At 45.8% G+C, this 18,323-nt stretch carries 18 protein-coding genes; 17 read left to right on the top strand and 1 reads right to left on the bottom strand.

Annotation, left to right across the window (positions count from 1 at the left end):
- Positions 1-147: 147 nt before the first annotated feature.
- From ATZ99_RS06395 to ATZ99_RS06350, 10 genes are all read left to right on the top strand, one after another.
- Positions 148-726, top strand: coding sequence for a 2-oxoacid:acceptor oxidoreductase subunit gamma family protein (locus tag ATZ99_RS06395; RefSeq protein WP_068748417.1), 579 nt, complete (start codon positions 148-150; stop codon positions 724-726).
- A complete protein-coding gene (locus ATZ99_RS06390; protein WP_068748416.1) occupies positions 723-1,088 on the top strand; it encodes a 4Fe-4S binding protein in 366 nt (121 codons plus the stop codon). Before ATZ99_RS06395 ends, ATZ99_RS06390 begins: the two co-directional genes overlap by 4 nt.
- Entirely contained in the window at positions 1,078-2,256 is a 1,179-nt protein-coding gene (porA, locus tag ATZ99_RS06385) for a pyruvate ferredoxin oxidoreductase (RefSeq protein ID WP_068748415.1), read from the top strand. Before ATZ99_RS06390 ends, porA begins: the two co-directional genes overlap by 11 nt.
- A 13-nt stretch (positions 2,257-2,269) precedes the next feature.
- Positions 2,270-3,217, top strand: coding sequence for a thiamine pyrophosphate-dependent enzyme (locus ATZ99_RS06380; protein ID WP_068748414.1), 948 nt, complete (start codon positions 2,270-2,272; stop codon positions 3,215-3,217).
- Positions 3,218-3,324: 107 nt separating this feature from the next.
- Entirely contained in the window at positions 3,325-4,320 is a 996-nt protein-coding gene (locus ATZ99_RS06375; RefSeq protein ID WP_068748413.1) for a SpoIID/LytB domain-containing protein, read from the top strand.
- Positions 4,321-4,385: 65 nt separating this feature from the next.
- A complete protein-coding gene (yabP, locus tag ATZ99_RS06370; RefSeq protein WP_068748412.1) occupies positions 4,386-4,667 on the top strand; it encodes a sporulation protein YabP in 282 nt (93 codons plus the stop codon).
- A gap of 14 nt (positions 4,668-4,681) precedes the next feature.
- Entirely contained in the window at positions 4,682-5,110 is a 429-nt protein-coding gene (gene yabQ / locus ATZ99_RS06365; protein WP_068748411.1) for a spore cortex biosynthesis protein YabQ, read from the top strand.
- A gap of 135 nt (positions 5,111-5,245) precedes the next feature.
- On the top strand, positions 5,246-5,533 hold the full coding sequence (locus ATZ99_RS06360) for an FtsB family cell division protein (protein ID WP_068748410.1): 288 nt from the start codon (positions 5,246-5,248) through the stop codon (positions 5,531-5,533).
- 73 nt (positions 5,534-5,606) lie between these two features.
- Positions 5,607-5,993 carry a S1 RNA-binding domain-containing protein gene (locus ATZ99_RS06355; RefSeq protein ID WP_068748409.1) on the top strand — a complete coding sequence of 129 codons (387 nt, stop codon included), beginning with the start codon at positions 5,607-5,609 and terminating at the stop codon, positions 5,991-5,993.
- 68 nt (positions 5,994-6,061) lie between these two features.
- Complete coding sequence (locus ATZ99_RS06350; RefSeq protein WP_068748408.1) at positions 6,062-6,967, top strand: Ppx/GppA phosphatase family protein; 906 nt, start codon at positions 6,062-6,064, stop codon at positions 6,965-6,967.
- Between the two features lie 136 nt (positions 6,968-7,103).
- Here ATZ99_RS06350 and ATZ99_RS12215 read toward each other — a convergent pair whose 3' ends face one another.
- Entirely contained in the window at positions 7,104-7,229 is a 126-nt protein-coding gene (locus ATZ99_RS12215; RefSeq protein WP_281178168.1) for a hypothetical protein, read from the bottom strand.
- A gap of 263 nt (positions 7,230-7,492) precedes the next feature.
- Between ATZ99_RS12215 and rpoB the strand changes: the two genes are divergently transcribed.
- The 7 genes from rpoB to ATZ99_RS06315 form a co-directional block, all read left to right on the top strand.
- A complete protein-coding gene (rpoB, locus tag ATZ99_RS06345) occupies positions 7,493-11,122 on the top strand; it encodes a DNA-directed RNA polymerase subunit beta (protein WP_068748407.1) in 3,630 nt (1,209 codons plus the stop codon).
- A gap of 43 nt (positions 11,123-11,165) precedes the next feature.
- Positions 11,166-14,690 carry a DNA-directed RNA polymerase subunit beta' gene (gene rpoC / locus ATZ99_RS06340; protein ID WP_068748406.1) on the top strand — a complete coding sequence of 1,175 codons (3,525 nt, stop codon included), beginning with the start codon at positions 11,166-11,168 and terminating at the stop codon, positions 14,688-14,690.
- A gap of 102 nt (positions 14,691-14,792) precedes the next feature.
- Positions 14,793-15,038 (top strand): L7Ae/L30e/S12e/Gadd45 family ribosomal protein, encoded by a 246-nt coding sequence (locus ATZ99_RS06335; RefSeq protein WP_068748405.1) that lies wholly within the window; start codon positions 14,793-14,795, stop codon positions 15,036-15,038.
- 71 nt (positions 15,039-15,109) lie between these two features.
- Entirely contained in the window at positions 15,110-15,484 is a 375-nt protein-coding gene (gene rpsL, locus ATZ99_RS06330) for a 30S ribosomal protein S12 (protein WP_068748404.1), read from the top strand.
- Between the two features lie 15 nt (positions 15,485-15,499).
- A complete protein-coding gene (gene rpsG / locus ATZ99_RS06325; RefSeq protein WP_068748403.1) occupies positions 15,500-15,973 on the top strand; it encodes a 30S ribosomal protein S7 in 474 nt (157 codons plus the stop codon).
- 45 nt (positions 15,974-16,018) lie between these two features.
- Positions 16,019-18,088, top strand: coding sequence for an elongation factor G (gene fusA, locus ATZ99_RS06320; RefSeq protein WP_068748488.1), 2,070 nt, complete (start codon positions 16,019-16,021; stop codon positions 18,086-18,088).
- A gap of 27 nt (positions 18,089-18,115) precedes the next feature.
- Positions 18,116-18,323: GTP-binding protein (locus ATZ99_RS06315; protein WP_245641296.1), on the top strand; the 208-nt coding region annotated here is incomplete at its 3' end.

Raw genomic sequence — 18,323 nt, 5'->3', positions numbered from 1 at the left:
ACGGGCTGTTATATAAAATAAAAAAAGCTGTATTATAACAGAACAATTATACAAATATTTTTTGATATTTTATTTTTTTATGTTAAATTACTCTACATAAAGTTTAAATTCCCCGGGTATTTTAAAATTTGAAAGGAGGAAAAAAAGATGGCAAAAGTGCTGGAAATCCGCTGGCATGCAAGAGGCGGACAGGGCGCTAAAACGGCCGCTTTAATGCTTGCCGAATCAGTAGCGGAAATGGGAAAGTATGTACAGGGCTTCCCCGAATACGGGCCTGAAAGGATGGGTGCTCCCATTCTTGCTTTTAACAGAATTAGCGATGAACCTATTTTTGTCCACTCCAATGTTACAAACCCCAATATAGTAATTGTTCTTGACCCTACGCTTCTCGGAAAAGCCAAGATAACCGATGGGGTACCGGAGGATGGTATTTATATCATCAACACTTCCAAAACTCCGCAAGAGATAAGAAAAATACTGGGAATAACCACCGGCAAAATTTTTACCATCGATGCCACCCAGATTTCCATTGAGACCATTGGACGTCCCATACCCAACACACCGATGATGGGCGCATTTATAAGGGCAACGGGTATAATTCCCTTCGAGACCTTTATGGAGCATATGAAGGAACAGCTGGGGAAAAAATTCAAGTCCAAATCAGAAGTTATTGAAGGCAACCTGAAGGCCATAGAGAGGGCCTATATGGAGGTGAAGAGCGAATGACCTTTAATAGAAATTTCGGCTCGGGAACCAGAACAGGCTCGGTAAAACCGGGAATGAGATGGTGGGAGATTACCCGGGCGGGTAATATTTACTCTCCCGGAAACTCCAAGGAATACGAAACGGGAGACTGGAGGTCCATACGCCCTGTATGGAATAAGGAAAGATGCATTCACTGCCTCATATGCTGGCGTTACTGCCCCGACTCTTCGATAATTGCGGAAAACGGAAAGTTCGGCGAGATCGATTACATGCACTGCAAGGGCTGCGGAATTTGCGCCAAGGTTTGCCCGGTAAATGCCATTGATATGAAACCGGAAGATGAAACGGAAAAGGTAAAGGAGGTCGGCTCTGATGAAAACTAGGGTTGCTCTTACCGGTAATGAAGCGGTAGCCCATGCCATGAAGCAGGTAAATCCTGATGTGGTAGCCGCCTACCCTATCACGCCTCAGACGGAAATAGTTCAGATATTCTCCAGCTTTGTGTCCAACGGGCAGGTGGATACCGAGTTTGTTGCGGTGGAAAGCGAGCACAGCGCCATGAGCGCAGCGATAGGCGCCGCTGCAGCGGGAGCCAGGGCAATGACCGCCACATCCAGCCAGGGCCTTGCACTCATGTTCGAAATGGTTTACATAGCCTCGTCCATGAGGCTTCCCATAGTATTTCCTGTTGTAAACAGGGCATTGAGCGGGCCTATTAACATCCACTGCGATCACAGCGATGCTATGGGCCTCAGGGATTCGGGCGTAATTCAGCTTTTTTCCGAAAATGCCCAGGAAGCTTACGACAACATTATACAGGCCTTTAGGATTGCGGAACATCCGGACGTAAGGCTTCCAGTAATGGTAAACCTGGATGGATTTATCACCAGCCATGCTATGGACGTTCTGGAAGTTCTGGATGATGAAACGGTAAAGAATTTTGTAGGAGAGTACAAGCCCGAAGATTTTCTATTGAATGCTAAAAACCCCATTTCTATGGGTAACTTGGACCTTTATGATTTTTACTTTGAACACAGGCGCCAGCAAACGGCGTCCATGGAAGCAGCCAAGGATGTTATTAAAGAAGTAGGAAAGGAATTTGCAAAAATCTCCGGAAGGGAGTACGGTCTTTTAGAGAAATACCATTTGGACGATGCCCAGGTAGCTGTGGTAGTGCTCAACTCCGCGGCGGGAACCGCAAAAGGCACATGTGATGAACTAAGAAAAAAGGGTTTGAAGGTTGGAGTCTTAAAGCCCAGGGTGTACAGGCCCTTCCCGCATGAAGAGATAAAAGAAGCGCTTAAAAACGTAAAAGTTATAGCGGTCCTGGACAGGGCGGAAACCTTCTCCACCAACGGTGGTCCCATGTTCCAGGAAATAAGAAATACGCTCTATGACCTTAAAGGCGATATAAAGGTAGTAAACTACATATACGGTCTTGGCGGAAGGGATCTTCTGGTAGAGCATGTGGAAAAGGTTTATAACGACCTTTTCGACCTAAAGGATGGAAAATCCCTGAACACGGTAAATTACCTCGGGCTAAGAGAGTAGGAGGTGTGAATATATGGCAACGTTAAAAGAACTCTCAAAGGTCCCCGAGAGGCTTGTGGGAGGTCACAGGCTCTGTGCGGGATGCGGACACGGAGTTGCTACCAGGATGGTTTTAAACGCGGTGGAAGAAAACGAGCATGTGGTGGTGGGCTGCGCTACCGGATGCCTTGAAGTAGCTACTACCATATATCCTTTTACCGCGTGGAACTGCTCCTTTATCCACAGCGCTTTTGAAAACGCCGGTGCAACCATCAGCGGCGTTGAAGCTGCATACAGGGCTTTGAAGAAAAAGGGGAAATTGACGGAAAACTTTAAATTCATAGCTTTCGGCGGAGACGGCGGTACTTACGATATCGGACTTCAATCTCTTTCGGGCGCTATGGAAAGAGGGCACAACATAGTTTACGTATGCTTGGACAATGAGGCTTACATGAATACGGGTATTCAGCGCTCTTCAGCTACTCCCATAGGTGCCGATACCACTACGAGCCCTGCCGGCAAAGTGATACCAGGAAAACAGCAGCCCAGAAAGGACCTCACCGCTATTATGGCAGCCCACAACATACCCTATGTGGGTCAAGCGGCACTCAGCAACTGGCAGGACCTGTACAAAAAAGCAAAAAAGGCTGTAGAGGTTGAAGGTCCGGCATTTTTGAACATTTTGTCTCCCTGTCCCAGGGGTTGGCGCTACAACACCCCGGAAATTATGGAAATCTCGAAACTTGCGGTAGAAACCCGTTTCTGGCCTTTATACGAAGTTGAGGACGGAAAATGGAAGCTCAATTATAAACCCAAGAAATACGTCCCCATTGAGGAATTTCTGAAGCCTCAGGGAAGGTTCAAACACCTCTTCAAGCCGGGCAATGAGCACGTTATAAAAGCAATCCAGGAAGATGTGGACAGAAGGTGGCTTGCCCTTCTTGAAAGGTGCGGTGAAACTCCTGAACTTCCTCCCAGATAATAAGGGCTCCCGGGAAAAACACTTTTCCCGGGAGTTTAATTTTTTCTAATAAGGCAGGTGTGTTTATCAAATAATAAAAATGAAAAAAAGTTTTGGGAGGAAGAACGATGAAGAAAAACAGTCAGTATTTTCGATTAATAATATGGCTTTTGATATTATCGATTGTATCCGCTCTATTTTTTACCGGATGCGCTGCAAGGCAAAAACCCAAGGCAACTCCACCTCCGTCGTCGCTGAAGATTCCGGAAAAGATAAGCAGAGGAGAAAACCAGGAGCCGGAGCTTAAAGTATATGTAGTAAAGGACAAAAAGGTAGAACAGATGAAATTGGAGGATTACGTAACGGGAGTCGTGGCAGGCGAAGTGGAAAACACCTGGGAATTGGAAACCCTTGCCGCCCAGGCAATTCTCGCAAGAACTTACGTATTAGAATTTGTAAAGGATAAAGGGGGATCAAAGTACCAGGGGGCGGACATTTCCACGGATTTTGAAGAAGCCCAGGCCTGGAATCCCGACAATATAAACGACAATATCAAAAAGGCAGTTCAAGAGACAAGAGGAATGGTAGTTACCTATAACGGAGATTTTATAAAAGCCTGGTTTCATTCACACAGCGGAGGTATGACCGCAACGGCAAAGGAAGGCTTAAACTTTAAAGAAGAGGAACCGCCCTATATACAGGTGGTGAAATCCGGCGATGAAAACGTGGGTCCTGAGGGGAAAAAAACCTGGAGGTACGAGTTCGGTAAGGAAGAGGTAAGAAGGCTTATTAAAGAAAAATTGGGCCAGGATACCGGTGATATAAAGGAAGTGGCGGTGCTGGAGAAAGGGCCTTCGGGAAGGGCGGTAAAAATAAAAATTGGGAATGCAAAAGTTCACGGTGCGGACCTCAGGATGGCTTTAGACCCAATGAAAATGAGGTCTAACCTTATTACCAGCTTGAAGATTGAGAAAGATAAGATAGTGATGGAAGGCAAGGGTTTTGGGCATGGAGTAGGAATGTCCCAGTGGGGAGCCAATGAAATGGCAAAACAGGGCAAAAAGGCGGAGGAAATTATAAAATACTATTTTAAAGGGGTTGAGATAGTTAAACTCTGGAATTAAATCATATTTTTAAGCCCTCCTTCATAAAATTTTCTAAAAGGAAATGAAGAAAGGAGGGCTTTTTTGTGGAAGAAAAGGTTCCCGGGAAGCACAGGTTAATCCTGCAGGACAGGGAGCTCCTTGAAATTTCGGGTGTAACAAATGTAGATAAATTTACCGAAAGCGAAATCCTTATTGATACGGTAAGGGGGACGTTAAGCATAAAAGGGGAAAAAATGCATATGAAGCAGTTGAACTTAGAAGTGGGCAATATAACAATTGAAGGGATGATAAAACAATTAACTTATGCGGAGGATGTGAAGGAAAGGGAAAGAGCCCGTGGCATCCTTCAAAAGCTCCTAAGGTAAAAGGGTGGTAAAAGGTGCTGGAAAAAGAAATGGATTTGATGGTTTTAATTTTTTCTTTTTTTTCCGGGTTTATTCAGGGGATGATATTTGATATTTACAGAAGGATCAGGAGGGCACTAAATCCCGGGAAAATAGAAACTGCACTGGGGGACATAATTTTCTGGATATTTGCCACCCTTTTGATTTTTGCCCTTATTAATACGTATTTAATGGGATGGGTCAGGGGATATTTTTTTGCAGGATTTTTTACCGGGTTTATTATTTACTTAAAAACTCTGAGCAGGTTCTTTATAAGGTTATTAATAAAGCTGGAAAAGGGGCTGGGCTTAATTGCAAGGCTGCCAAAACGTTTAATTAGAAAGATAAGGGGCGTCAAAGCGTTCAAATTGACCCTGAAAGGGATAAAAAATATTAGAAGAATTTTAAAAAAAATAAAAAAATAAGAAAAGAGCGATGCAGGAATTTATTTTTTTTTATAGAATAAATAAAAATACCTGAAAAAGTACTTACAAGAGCACTTTGCAAAAATACCTTAATAATACTTAGAAAATATAAAAGATATGAAGAAGGTGAAGCCTATGAAAAGGCCCAGGTTCAGGATAAGGCATTTTTTACTTTTGCTGTTTGTTTTTTATTTCGTAACCACATTGATATTTCAACAGCTCAAATTTATGGAGCTGAAAAGAGAAGAACAAAAATTAAAAGAGAGTATAAACGAAGCACTTCAGGAGAGAGAACAGCTTGAGAAGGAACTTTCCCGTTTGAACGATAAGAGCTACATAGAGAAAATTGCCCGGGAGCAGTTAAGGCTGGTAAAGCCCGGCGAATATATTTACATTATCTCCGATGAGGACAAAAAACAATGATATTGACTCTGCGTAAAAGTTGGTATATAATAACTTCATTAATTGAAATTCTTAAGGGAGGAATTTTAGTATAATGGCTTTAGAAGTAGGCCAGATTGTGGAAGGAAAGGTTACAGGAATTACTAAATTTGGGGCTTTTGTAGAGCTATCCGAAGGGGTCACGGGTTTGGTGCATATTTCCGAGGTGGCAGATAACTACGTAAAGGATGTAAGGGAATATCTGAATTACAACGATGTGGTAAAGGTCAAAATCATCGCTATTTCCGAGGATGGGAAGATAAGTCTGTCAATCAGGAAATTAAAGGAAAACAACAGGAATGCCAGCAGGAAAATGTCAGCCCAGAGTTTTGAAGAAAAATTGGCAAAGTTTTTAAAGGAAAGCGAAGAACGTCAGCAGGACTTAAAAAAATACGAAGCAAAAAGGGGTGCTGGCAGCGGGTCGCGAAGAAGGGCATACTAACATATTTAAAAAGAATAAATTCCAGGGTTTTTACCCTGGTTTTTTAATTCTATAAAGAGGGGTTTATTATGAGGGCATGCATTGACATCGGTTCTAATTCGGTTAGGCTGCTTGTGGCAGAGGTTAACGAAAAAAAGGTAATACCCGTTTTTAAGAAGCTTACCACTACAAGATTGGGAAGCGGTGTGGCAAAGGACGGCTTTTTGAGGGAGGAAGCGGTCAATTCCACCATCGATGCCGTAAAAGAATATATGGGTATTGCAAAAAATTACGGGGTAAAAAAGGTAATAGCTTTTGCCACCAGTGCGGTGAGGGAAGCAAAAAACCGGGACGAATTCTTGAAAAGAGTAAAGGAAGCTCTTGGAATGGATGTTCTGGTAATACCCGGTGAAAAAGAGGCTGTGCTTTCTTACAAAGGGGCAAGGTACGGATTGGGTTTGAAGGGAAAGACTGCCGTTATAGATATAGGAGGAGGCAGTACGGAGATAACTTATGGAGAACAAATTCCTGAAGAGAGCAGAAGTTTTCAAATGGGTGCGGTAAGGTGGACCCAGAGGTTTTTAATAAATGACCCGCCTCTGAAGGCGGAGATGGAGGAGCTTTGCCGAGCAGAAAAAGAGATGTTAATGGAGTTTGCGCAAAAAATTCACGCATTTTCAAAAGGGGATTTACGGGCGGTGGCAGTAGGGGGCACCGCTACCACTGCCTGTGCTATAAAGCTTGGTCTTTCAGTATACGACTGGAAAAAGGTGCACGGTCAAATTCTATCAATGGAGGATGTGGAAAACTCCCTCAAATTGCTTTGCAGTGTTCCGTTAGCGGAAAGACAAAAAATCCCGGGCTTAATGCCCGAGAGAGCGGATATAATAATTGCGGGAATATTAATTCTAAAAAATATTATGGAAATGATCGATATAGATAAAGTTATTGTATCCGAAGCAGACCTGATGGATGCAATTCTGGTAGAAGGTTAAAAATTACTTAGTTACCTTCATTCTGTTTCTTTGACTTAAAAGCATTCCGATATAGACCGTTAAGGGTATTGCGATAAGGTGCAGGATTATCCAGTAAGTCCATCCCATTCTCGGCGTATACATAAATTACCTCCTTTTATTCCGTTGTCTTTTCTTTTTTCATCGAAAGTCCCCAGTAAATTAAAAGAGGTATGGCGATTATGTGAATCAAAAGCCACCATCCCCACCCTATTGTAGGCGTTAGATTGTTCATATTGTTCATAATCCACCTCCATATTTTTATTCATTCTTATTTTTATCCAAAAAAAAATATATATTCCTTGCCCCTTTTATTGACAAACTTGTAATATTATGATAATATTATAGACTGCATGATTATAGGCATTTTGAACCGAAGAATAAAAAGATGGCAGAAAGGGAAAAATAAAAAAGGGTTTATTTTGCTCGGGGAAAACCAAAAGCAGGTATAAAAAGCAAAACCTTGCTTTTGGCTATTTTTACTTTTATAAAGGGGTGAAAATATAAATGGTACGTCCGGTAAAAGTGGGAGGACGCACCCGTTGGAGCTTTTCAAAGATTGAAGAAGTTAAGGAACTTCCCTACCTTATAGAAATTCAGAAGAGGTCTTACGAGTGGTTTTTAAGAGAAGGGCTTAGAGAGGTTCTTTTGGAGTTTTCGCCTATAGAGGATTTTACAGGAAACCTGGTACTGGAATTTGTAGATTACTATTTAGAAAATAATCCTAAATATTCCGTCGATGAGTGTAAAGAAAGGGACGTTACATATGCGGTTCCCATGAAGGTAAAGGTCCGCCTCGTTAACAAAGAAACCGGAGAGGTTAAAGAGCAGGACGTATTCATGGGAGATTTTCCTTTGATGACGGAAAACGGCACTTTTATAATTAACGGTGCCGAAAGGGTAATAGTAAGCCAGCTGGTCCGTTCGCCTGGAGTTTATTTTGACAGACAAATAGATAAGAACGGAAAGGCTCTTCACTCCGCCACATTAATACCCAACAGGGGCGCTTGGTTGGAGATGGAGACCGATTCCAATGAGGTAATTTACGTAAGGGTAGACAGGACAAGGAAAATACCGGTTACCGTTCTTCTGAGAGCTATCGGATATGGAACAAATGCCCAGATTTTAGAACTTCTGGGAGAGGACGAAAAAATACTGAGGACCCTGGAAAAGGATAATACCGAAAACCAGGATGAGGCTTTGCTGGAGATATACAAGAGGCTGAGGCCGGGAGAACCGCCCACAATAGAAAATGCAAGGGTTTTACTGGAATCCCTGTTTTTTGATCCAAAACGGTACGACCTGGCCAGCGTAGGAAGGTATAAGTTCAACAAGAAGTTGAGATTAAGGGGAAGAATCACCGGAAAGCTGGCAGGAGAGGATATTATCAATCCCCGGACGGGCGAAATCATAGCTAAAAGAGGGGAAAAGATTTCGAGAAAGACCGCGGAGCTTATAGAAAAGCTGAAGATAAACGAAGTCAAACTGCTGGTAGAGGAAGAGAAGGTAGTAAAGGTAATAGGAAACGGTTACGCCGAAGACGATGAAGACGTATTCAGGAAGGAACGCTATATCACCCCTTTGGATATCCTATCTTCCGTCAATTACCTTCTGAATTTGTCCTACGGCATAGGCGATATAGATGATATCGACCATCTCGGAAACAGAAGGGTTCGCTCGGTGGGCGAGCTTTTGCAGAACCAGTTCCGCATTGGGCTTGCCAGAATGGAAAGGGTCATAAAGGAAAGGATGACCATCCAGGATGTAGATGCCATCACTCCCCAGGGTCTTATTAACATAAGGCCTCTGGTGGCGGCAATAAAGGAATTTTTTGGAAGCAGCCAGCTTTCGCAGTTTATGGATCAGACAAACCCCCTGGCTGAGCTTACCCATAAGAGAAGGCTCAGCGCCCTGGGTCCGGGTGGTTTGAGCAGGGAGCGCGCGGGCTTTGAGGTGCGCGATGTGCACTACTCCCATTACGGGCGCATGTGCCCGATAGAGACTCCCGAAGGTCCGAACATCGGTCTTATAAGCTCTCTTTCTACTTATGCAAGGGTGAACGAGTACGGTTTTATTGAAACTCCCTACCGAAAGGTGGACAAGGAAAGGGGAGTAGTAACAAACGAGATCGAATACCTTACCGCGGACGAAGAAGAGGAATTCATTATAGCCCAGGCCAACGTGCCCTTGGATGAAGAAGGGCGGTTCAAACAAAAAAGAGTAGCCGCCAGGTACAGGGACGATATTATGGTGGTACCGGCGGAGGAAGTAGATTACATGGACCTTTCGCCGAAACAGCTGGTCAGTGTCGCCACCGCATTGATACCCTTTTTGGAACACGACGACGCCAACAGGGCTTTGATGGGTTCCAACATGCAGCGCCAGGCGGTTCCCCTTATTACTACCGAGGCACCCCTGGTGGGCACGGGCATAGAGTGGAAGGCAGCTGTGGATTCAGGAGTAATGATTATTGCTAAAAATGCCGGCGTGGTTGAAAGGGTTTCGGCAAGGGAAATAGTTATAAGAAGGGATAGCGATAAGGGGCTCGATGTTTACAAGGTTCATAAGTTTATCCGTTCCAACCAGGGCACCTGCATTAACCAGAGACCGATAGTGAAAAAAGGGGAATGGGTGAATGCAGGACAACCCATTGCCGACGGGCCTTCTACGGACAGGGGCGAACTGGCGCTGGGTAAAAACGTGCTTGTAGCCTTTATGCCCTGGGAAGGATACAACTACGAAGACGCTATTTTGATTTCCGAGAGGCTGGTCAAAGAAGACGTTTTTACATCAGTTCACATAGAACAGTATGAAGCGGAGGCCCGGGATACAAAGCTCGGACCCGAGGAAATTACCAGGGATATTCCCAATGTAGGGGAAGAAGCTCTGAAGGATTTAGACGAGAGAGGAATAATAAGGATTGGTGCGGAGGTCAGGGCGGGAGATATCCTTGTTGGAAAGGTAACCCCCAAAGGAGAAACGGAGCTCACCGCTGAAGAAAGGCTTTTAAGAGCTATTTTCGGTGAAAAAGCAAGGGAAGTGCGGGATACATCCCTTCGCGTGCCGCACGGAGAATACGGCATTGTGGTGGATGTCAAGGTCTTCAGCAGGGAAAACGGCGATGAGCTGCCGCCGGGAGTAAATCAGCTCGTCAGGGTATATATTGCCCAGAAAAGAAAGATATCCGAGGGAGACAAAATGGCCGGCAGACACGGGAACAAGGGTGTTATTTCAAGAATAATGCCGGTGGAGGATATGCCCTACCTGCCCGATGGCACTCCCATAGATATCGTGTTAAACCCCCTCGGCGTACCTTCCAGAATGAACATCGGTCAGGTACTGGAGACGCACTTAGGATGGGCTGCAAAGGCGCTGGGATGGCATGTGGCTACTCCCGTATTCGACGGTGCCAGCGAAGAAGAGATTTTTCAGCTGTTAAGACAGGCGGGTCTTCCTGAAGATGGGAAGATCCAGCTCAGGGACGGAAGAACGGGTGAGTTTTTTGACAGAAAGGTAACCGTGGGCTACATGTACATGCTGAAACTCGCTCACTTGGTCGATGACAAAATTCACGCAAGGTCTACAGGGCCTTACTCCCTTGTTACCCAGCAGCCCCTCGGTGGAAAGGCCCAGTTCGGCGGGCAGAGGTTCGGAGAAATGGAAGTATGGGCTCTCGAAGCCTACGGAGCAAGTTATACCCTGCAGGAGCTTCTTACTGTTAAGTCCGACGATGTTATGGGCCGCGTGAAGACTTACGAAGCCATTGTAAAAGGGGAAAATGTACCGGAACCCGGAATACCGGAATCTTTCAAGGTATTGATAAAGGAATTGCAGTCTCTTTGCCTTGATGTAAAGATCCTTTCCGAAGACGAAAAGGAAATCATACTTAAAGATATAGATGAGGAAGATGAAGAAGTGGAAGAAACCCTGGATATAAATATGGAAGGGATGGAGGACCAGGGTAACATTGTTCCTCAGGAAGAACTGGTGGAGAACGGCTATGAAGAAGTGGAAGAGGAAGAACCCGACGAGGAAGAACTCTTTGACGAATCCTTTATAGAAGACCAGGATATAAGTTTCCCCGACGATGACGCCTTTAACGAGGATTTCTTCGATGATGGGGAAGAGAATTTCTAACCCTCTTCCCTCAATTTAAATATTAAGAAGGGAGAGAAACCCTTTGCTGGAGCTAAACTTTTTTGACAAGATAGAGATAGGCCTTGCTTCACCGGAAAAAATAAGGGAATGGTCCAAAGGCGAGGTTAAAAAACCCGAAACCATAAACTACAGGACGCTGAAACCCGAAAAGGGAGGGCTTTTCTGCGAGAGGATTTTTGGACCCGTAAAGGACTGGGAATGCCACTGCGGAAAATATAAAAGGGTTAGGTACAAGGGAATTATTTGCGACAGATGCGGCGTAGAGGTTACCAAATCCAAGGTACGAAGGGAAAGAATGGGGCATATTGAGCTGGCAGCCCCCGTTTCCCATATCTGGTTTTTAAAGGGGATTCCGAGCAGAATCGGTCTGATGCTCGATATGTCCCCGCGTGCTTTGGAAAAAGTGATATATTTTGCTTCATATATTGTAATCGAACCGGGCAATACTCCTCTCACCAAAAAGCAGCTTTTGACGGAAAAGGAATACAGAGAATACAGGGAAAAATACGGGAATGCCTTTAAAGCGGGCATGGGAGCCGAAGCCATAAAGGAGCTTTTAAAGGAAATAGATTTAGAAAAATTATCTAAAGAGTTAAGGGCGGAATTGAAAGAAGCCAACGGGCAGAAAAAAATAAGGATTTTAAGAAGGCTCGAGGTGGTAGAAGCCTTCAGAAAGTCGGGCAACAGGCCCGAATGGATGATCCTTGAGGTAATCCCGGTGATTCCTCCGGACCTGAGGCCAATGGTGCAGCTGGATGGTGGGCGCTTTGCCACATCGGACCTAAACGACCTTTACAGGAGGGTAATAAACAGGAACAACAGATTAAAGAGACTCCTGGACCTCGGGGCACCGGACATCATAGTAAGGAACGAAAAGAGGATGCTCCAGGAAGCGGTGGATGCCCTGATCGATAACGGAAGAAGGGGAAAGCCGGTAACCGGGCCGGGCAACAGGCCGTTAAAATCCCTGAGCGATATGCTCAAGGGTAAGCAGGGAAGATTCAGGCAAAACCTCCTGGGTAAACGTGTGGATTATTCCGGTCGTTCCGTTATAGTTGTCGGTCCGGAGCTGAAGTTATATCAGTGCGGTCTTCCCAAAGAAATGGCGCTTGAACTTTTCAAACCCTTTGTCATGAAAAAACTGGTAGAGAAAAACTACGCTCACAACATAAAAAGCGCCAAGCGCATGGTAGAAAGGGTAAAACCCGAGGTATGGGATGTGCTGGAAGAGGTAATTAAAGAGCATCCCGTGCTGTTAAACAGGGCTCCAACGCTGCACAGGCTTGGAATTCAGGCTTTCGAACCCGTTCTCGTGGAAGGCAGGGCGATTCAAATACATCCTTTGGTTTGTACCGCCTACAATGCTGACTTTGACGGTGACCAGATGGCGGTACATGTTCCGCTGTCGGCAGAGGCTCAAGCGGAAGCCAGGCTCTTGATGCTTTCTACCAACAACATACTGAAGCCCGCGGATGGGAAACCGGTAGTTACTCCTACACAGGATATGGTTCTGGGTTCGTACTACCTCACCATCGAAGTAAAAGGGGAAAAGGGTGAGGGGAAGGTATTCTCATCGGAAAACGAGGCGCTTTTAGCTTACGACAGCGGTGAAGTAGGACTCCATGCTCCGATTAAGGTGAGGATTACAAAGGAGATAAACGGTAAAAAGCGTTCGGGAATTATCACCACAACCGTCGGCAGGATAATCTTCAACCAGTGCGTCCCACAGGATCTGGGCTTTGTGGATCGCTCGAAGGAGGAAAATTTTTTCGAGTTAGAGCTTAACACATTGGTGGATAAAAGCAAGCTGGGGGAAATAGTAGACCGCTGCTACAAAAAGCACGGCACTACCCTGACGGCGGAAATGCTGGATAGGATAAAGTCTGTTAGCTTTCACTACGCCACAAAGGCAGGTATTACAATTGGTATAACGGATATTGAGGTGCCAAAGGACAAGTGGAAGATCCTATCGGAAGCCGATGAAAAGGTAGACCAGGTCGAATTAATGTACAGAAGAGGTTTGATATCCGAGGACGAAAGGTATGAAAAGGTAATAGAGATATGGGAAAATGCCACCAATAAAGTAACGGAAAGTTTAATGGACAGCCTTGACAGATTAAATCCCGTATACATGATGGCAAACTCCGGTGCTCGAGGCAACAAACAGCAGATAAGGCAGTTAGCGGGTATGAGAGGTCTTATGGCCGATACGGCAGGCCGAATCATTGACTTACCCATAAAGGCCAACTTCCGGGAAGGTCTGACGGTGCTGGAATACTTCATATCCACCCATGGTGCCCGTAAAGGACTTGCGGATACTGCTCTCAGGACGGCGGACTCGGGATACCTGACAAGAAGGCTTGTGGATGTAAGCCAGGACGTGATTGTCAGAGAATTGGATTGCGGCACTACCGAAGGAATTACCGTCAGGGCAATAATGGATGGCAAGGATGTTATAGAGTCTTTGAAGGAGAGAATAGACGGCAGATACGCCCGGGAGGACATAGTAAATCCGGTTACGGGCGAAGTGATTGTAAGGGAAAATGAGATAATTACCGATGAAATAGCTGACAGGATAATAAAAGCGGGGATACATGAGGTTAAGATAAGGTCGGTACTCACCTGCAGGACCAGGCATGGCGTATGTGCCAAGTGTTACGGCAAAAACCTGGCGACGGGAAAACCGGTGGAGGTGGGGGAAGCGGTGGGCATCATCGCTGCCCAGTCCATAGGTGAACCGGGTACCCAGCTGACGATGAGAACCTTCCACACCGGTGGTATTGCCGGGCACGATATTACACAGGGTTTACCCAGGGTGGAGGAATTGTTCGAAGCGAGAAGACCCAAAGGCCAGGCGGTTATCACTGAAATCGGCGGTACAGTCAGGATTATTGAAAATAAGAAGAAAAGAGAAGTGGAAATTACCGCTGATACCGGCGAAGTAAAGGTTTATCAAATACCTTACGGTGCAAGGTTGACGGTGGAAAACGGCGCAAGGGTGGAGCCGGGCGACGAGCTCTGCGAAGGACCTATCAATCCCCACGATATACTAAGAATAAAGGGTGTACGGGGAGTCCAGGCCTACCTGCTGCAGGAAGTGTTGAAGGTTTACAGGATGCAGGGCGTGGATATAAACGATAAGCACATTGAGATAATAATAAGACAAATGCTTAGAAAGGTTAAGATAGAAGATCCCGGAGATACGGATTTACTGCCCGGCGAGCTCATCGACATTTTTGAGCTGGAAGAAATAAACGAAAAGGCGAAGCTGGAAGGTAAAAAACCCGCGGAGGCAAGACGGGTGCTCCTGGGAATCACGAAAGCGTCCCTTGCGACGGATTCTTTCCTGTCCGCCGCATCCTTCCAGGAAACCACCAGAGTGCTTACCGAAGCATCCATAAAAGGAAAGGTGGACCCGCTCATTGGTCTAAAAGAAAATGTTATAATAGGAAAGTTGATACCTGCAGGAACCGGCATGAAGAGGTACAGGAATATAAAAATTATATGCGAAGGGCAGGAGGAAACCGCTACCACATCGGAAAATTAAAGCAGACACGCCTTAATTGTATTGACATAGAAAAAGTCGGATGCTAAAATATATTAGTGCGTGTTCAGGCTTTGAAAAGCAATGGATAAGGAGGGCATGAGCATGTTAAACAGATTAAAAAATGCCCCCAGAAAAACCGTAGGTACCAAGCAAACCCTTAAAGCGGTGGAAAAGAATCAAGCTTCAGTAGTGTTTATTGCAGAGGATGCTGAGGAGCACGTGGTTTCAGGCCTGAAGGAACTGTGTCGCACGAAGGGAATAGAGATGGTCTTTGTCCCTACTATGAAGGAACTGGGCCAGGCTTGCGGTATTGATGTAGGGGCAGCATCAGCTGCAATTTTGAGCTAATCCGATAGATGGTGCGAATGCCCCTCTCGGGGCATTCCTTTTTTTAATTCTTTGGAAGGAGGTGTTAAGGTATGCCGACAATGAATCAGCTGGTGAGAAAGGGCAGGGAGAAGGTTACCAAAAAATCCAAGTCACCTGCACTCAAAGGGAACCCGCAGAAACGCGGTGTTTGCACCGTTGTAAAGACAACTACTCCAAAGAAGCCAAACTCTGCTTTGAGAAAGATTGCCAGGGTGAGGCTGACAAACGGTATTGAAGTTACCGCATATATCCCGGGCATTGGTCATAACCTTCAGGAGCACTCGGTAGTTTTAGTAAGAGGCGGCAGGGTTAAAGACTTGCCGGGTGTAAGATACCACATTATCCGCGGGGCTCTCGATGCTGCTGGAGTAGCCAACAGGAGACAGGGTAGATCTCTATACGGTGCGAAAAGACCAAAGTCATAATAAGGAGGGAAGAGGATGCCAAGGAAAGGCCACGTTAGAAGGCGCGAAGTTGCTGAAGATCCCATTTATAAAAGCAAACTGGTTACGAAGCTCATTAACAAACTGATGTACGATGGCAAAAAGAGCATCGCGCAGAGGGCTTGCTATGAGGCCTTCGAAATTATAAGGCAAAAGACGGGTAAGGACCCCATGGAAGTTTTTCAGGAAGCTTTGAAGAATGTCATGCCCGTGCTTGAGGTTAGGCCGCGCAGGGTAGGAGGTGCTACCTACCAGGTTCCAATGGAAGTTCCGGAAAACCGCAGGTTATCCCTCGGGATTCGCTGGCTGGTAGATTACGCCCGCCAGAGGACCGATAAAAAGACCATCAGGGAAAAGCTCGCAGCTGAAATAATGGATGCGGCCAATGGTGCGGGTGGAGCCGTTAAGAAGAAGGAAGAAACCCACAGAATGGCAGAAGCCAACAGGGCGTTTGCACATTACCGGTGGTAATTTTTTGGTACCCAGGCTATTTTGCAGGAGAAAGGGGTGGAAAGGATGCCTAGACAGGTACCACTTAATAGATTAAGAAACATAGGTATAATGGCACATATAGATGCCGGTAAAACCACTACAACGGAAAGAATACTTTTCTATACCGGTAAGGTACACAAGTTGGGAGAGGTTCATGAAGGGACTGCTGTAATGGACTGGATGGAGCAGGAGCAGGAGAGGGGCATTACCATTACCGCTGCTTCCACCACTTGCTACTGGAAGGATCATCAAATTAATATCATAGATACGCCCGGGCACGTTGATTTCACCGTGGAGGTAGAGCGTTCACTTCGCGTCCTTGACGGAGCGGTAGCGGTCTTTTGTGCAAAAGGCGGTGTAGAGCCTCAGTCGGAAACGGTGTGGCGCCAGGCGGATAAATACGGCGTCCCCAGAATAGCGTATGTGAATAAAATGGATATAGTTGGGGCAGATTTTTACAATGTGGTTAAACAGATAAGAGAGAGGCTCGGCGCCAATCCGGTACCCATTCAAATCCCCATCGGAGCGGAGGATACCTTCCACGGCATAGTGGACCTGGTGATGATGAAAGCTTACATTTACACCAACGACCTGGGCACCGAGATACAGGAAACCGCTATCCCCGATGAAATAAGGGATAAGGCAGAAGAATACAGGGAAAAGATGATAGAAGCACTGGCGGATGTGGATGAAGAAATAATGACAAAATACCTGGAAGGGGAAGAGCTAACGCCGGAAGAAATTAAAGGAGCTCTAAGAAGGGCCTGCATCGCGGTTAAGGCCGTTCCTGTAATCTGCGGTTCATCGTATAAGAACAAGGGAGTGCAGCTTCTACTGGATGCCATAGTGGATTACCTGCCATCACCCCTTGACATTCCGGCAGTAAAGGGAATAGATCCCGAAACGGGAGAGGAAATAGAAAGACTTGCAAGCGATGATGAATCTTTTTCTGCTCTGGCGTTTAAGATAATGAGCGATCCCTATGTAGGCAAATTAACTTATTTCAGGATTTACTCGGGTGTTTTGAAAGCTGGATCCTATGTATATAACTCCACCAAGAATAAAAAGGAAAGAATAGGCAGGATTTTGAGGATGCATGCAAATCACCGCCAGGAAATGGAAGAGGCCATGACGGGAGAAATCGTAGCGGCGGTGGGATTAAAAGACACGACAACCGGTGATACCCTCTGCTCCGAAGACAAGCCTATTATACTGGAATCCATGCAGTTCCCCGAACCTGTAATCCATGTGGCGATTGAGCCAAAGACAAAAGCGGATCAGGAAAAAATGGGAATCGCATTGCAGAGGCTTGCGGAGGAAGATCCAACCTTCCGGACTTATACCGATGCTGAGACCGGACAGACCATCATTGCGGGAATGGGCGAGCTGCACTTAGAAATCATCGTTGACAGGATGTTCAGGGAATTCAAGGTTGAAGCCAATGTAGGAAAACCGCAGGTAGCCTATAAAGAAACCATCAAGAAATCCGTTAAAGCTGAAGGTAAATACATCAGGCAGACCGGTGGTCGCGGTCAGTACGGCCACGTATGGCTGGAAATTGAACCCCTTGAACCGGGTAAGGGCTATGAATTCGTAAACAAGATCGTGGGCGGCGTTATACCGAAGGAATACATTCCTGCTGTGGATGCGGGAGTTCGGGAAGCCCTCGAAAACGGCGTGCTGGCCGGATACCCGGTAGTGGATGTAAGGGTAACCCTTTTTGATGGTTCTTACCATGAAGTGGACTCTTCGGAAATGGCCTTCAAGATAGCCGCATCCTTAGCCTTCAAAGAGGCCATGAGGAAGGCGGATCCGGTGCTCTTAGAGCCCATTATGAAGGTAGAAGTGGTGGTTCCGGAAGAGTTCATGGGAGACGTAATTGGAGACATCAATTCCCGTCGCGGACATTTGGAGGGAATGGAACCCAGAGGTGGGGCTCAGGTTATAAGAGGTTATGTTCCTTTAGCAGAGATGTTCGGTTACGCAACAGATTTACGTTCCAAGACCCAGGGCCGCGGCACTTACACCATGCAGTTCTCCCATTATGCAGAAGTTCCAAAAAATATCGCGGATGCGATAATCAATAAAAAATAAAAATTAAAATTTGAGGAGGGCAAAGAAATGGCAAAACAGAAATTTGAGAGGAAGAAGCCGCACGTAAACGTAGGCACCATAGGGCACGTAGACCACGGCAAGACGACGCTGACGGCGGCGATAACGAAGGTATTGTCAAATGCGGGATTATCCCAGTTTGTAGCTTACGATCAGATTGACAAAGCGCCGGAAGAGAGGGAAAGAGGGATAACCATAGCCACGGCGCACGTAGAAT

This window comes from Thermovenabulum gondwanense, assembly GCF_001601575.1.
GTDB lineage: Bacteria > Bacillota > Thermosediminibacteria > Thermosediminibacterales > Thermosediminibacteraceae > Thermovenabulum > Thermovenabulum gondwanense.
The sequence above is the reverse complement of the archived record's forward strand: the minus strand, read 5'-3'. Positions and strand labels throughout refer to the sequence as shown.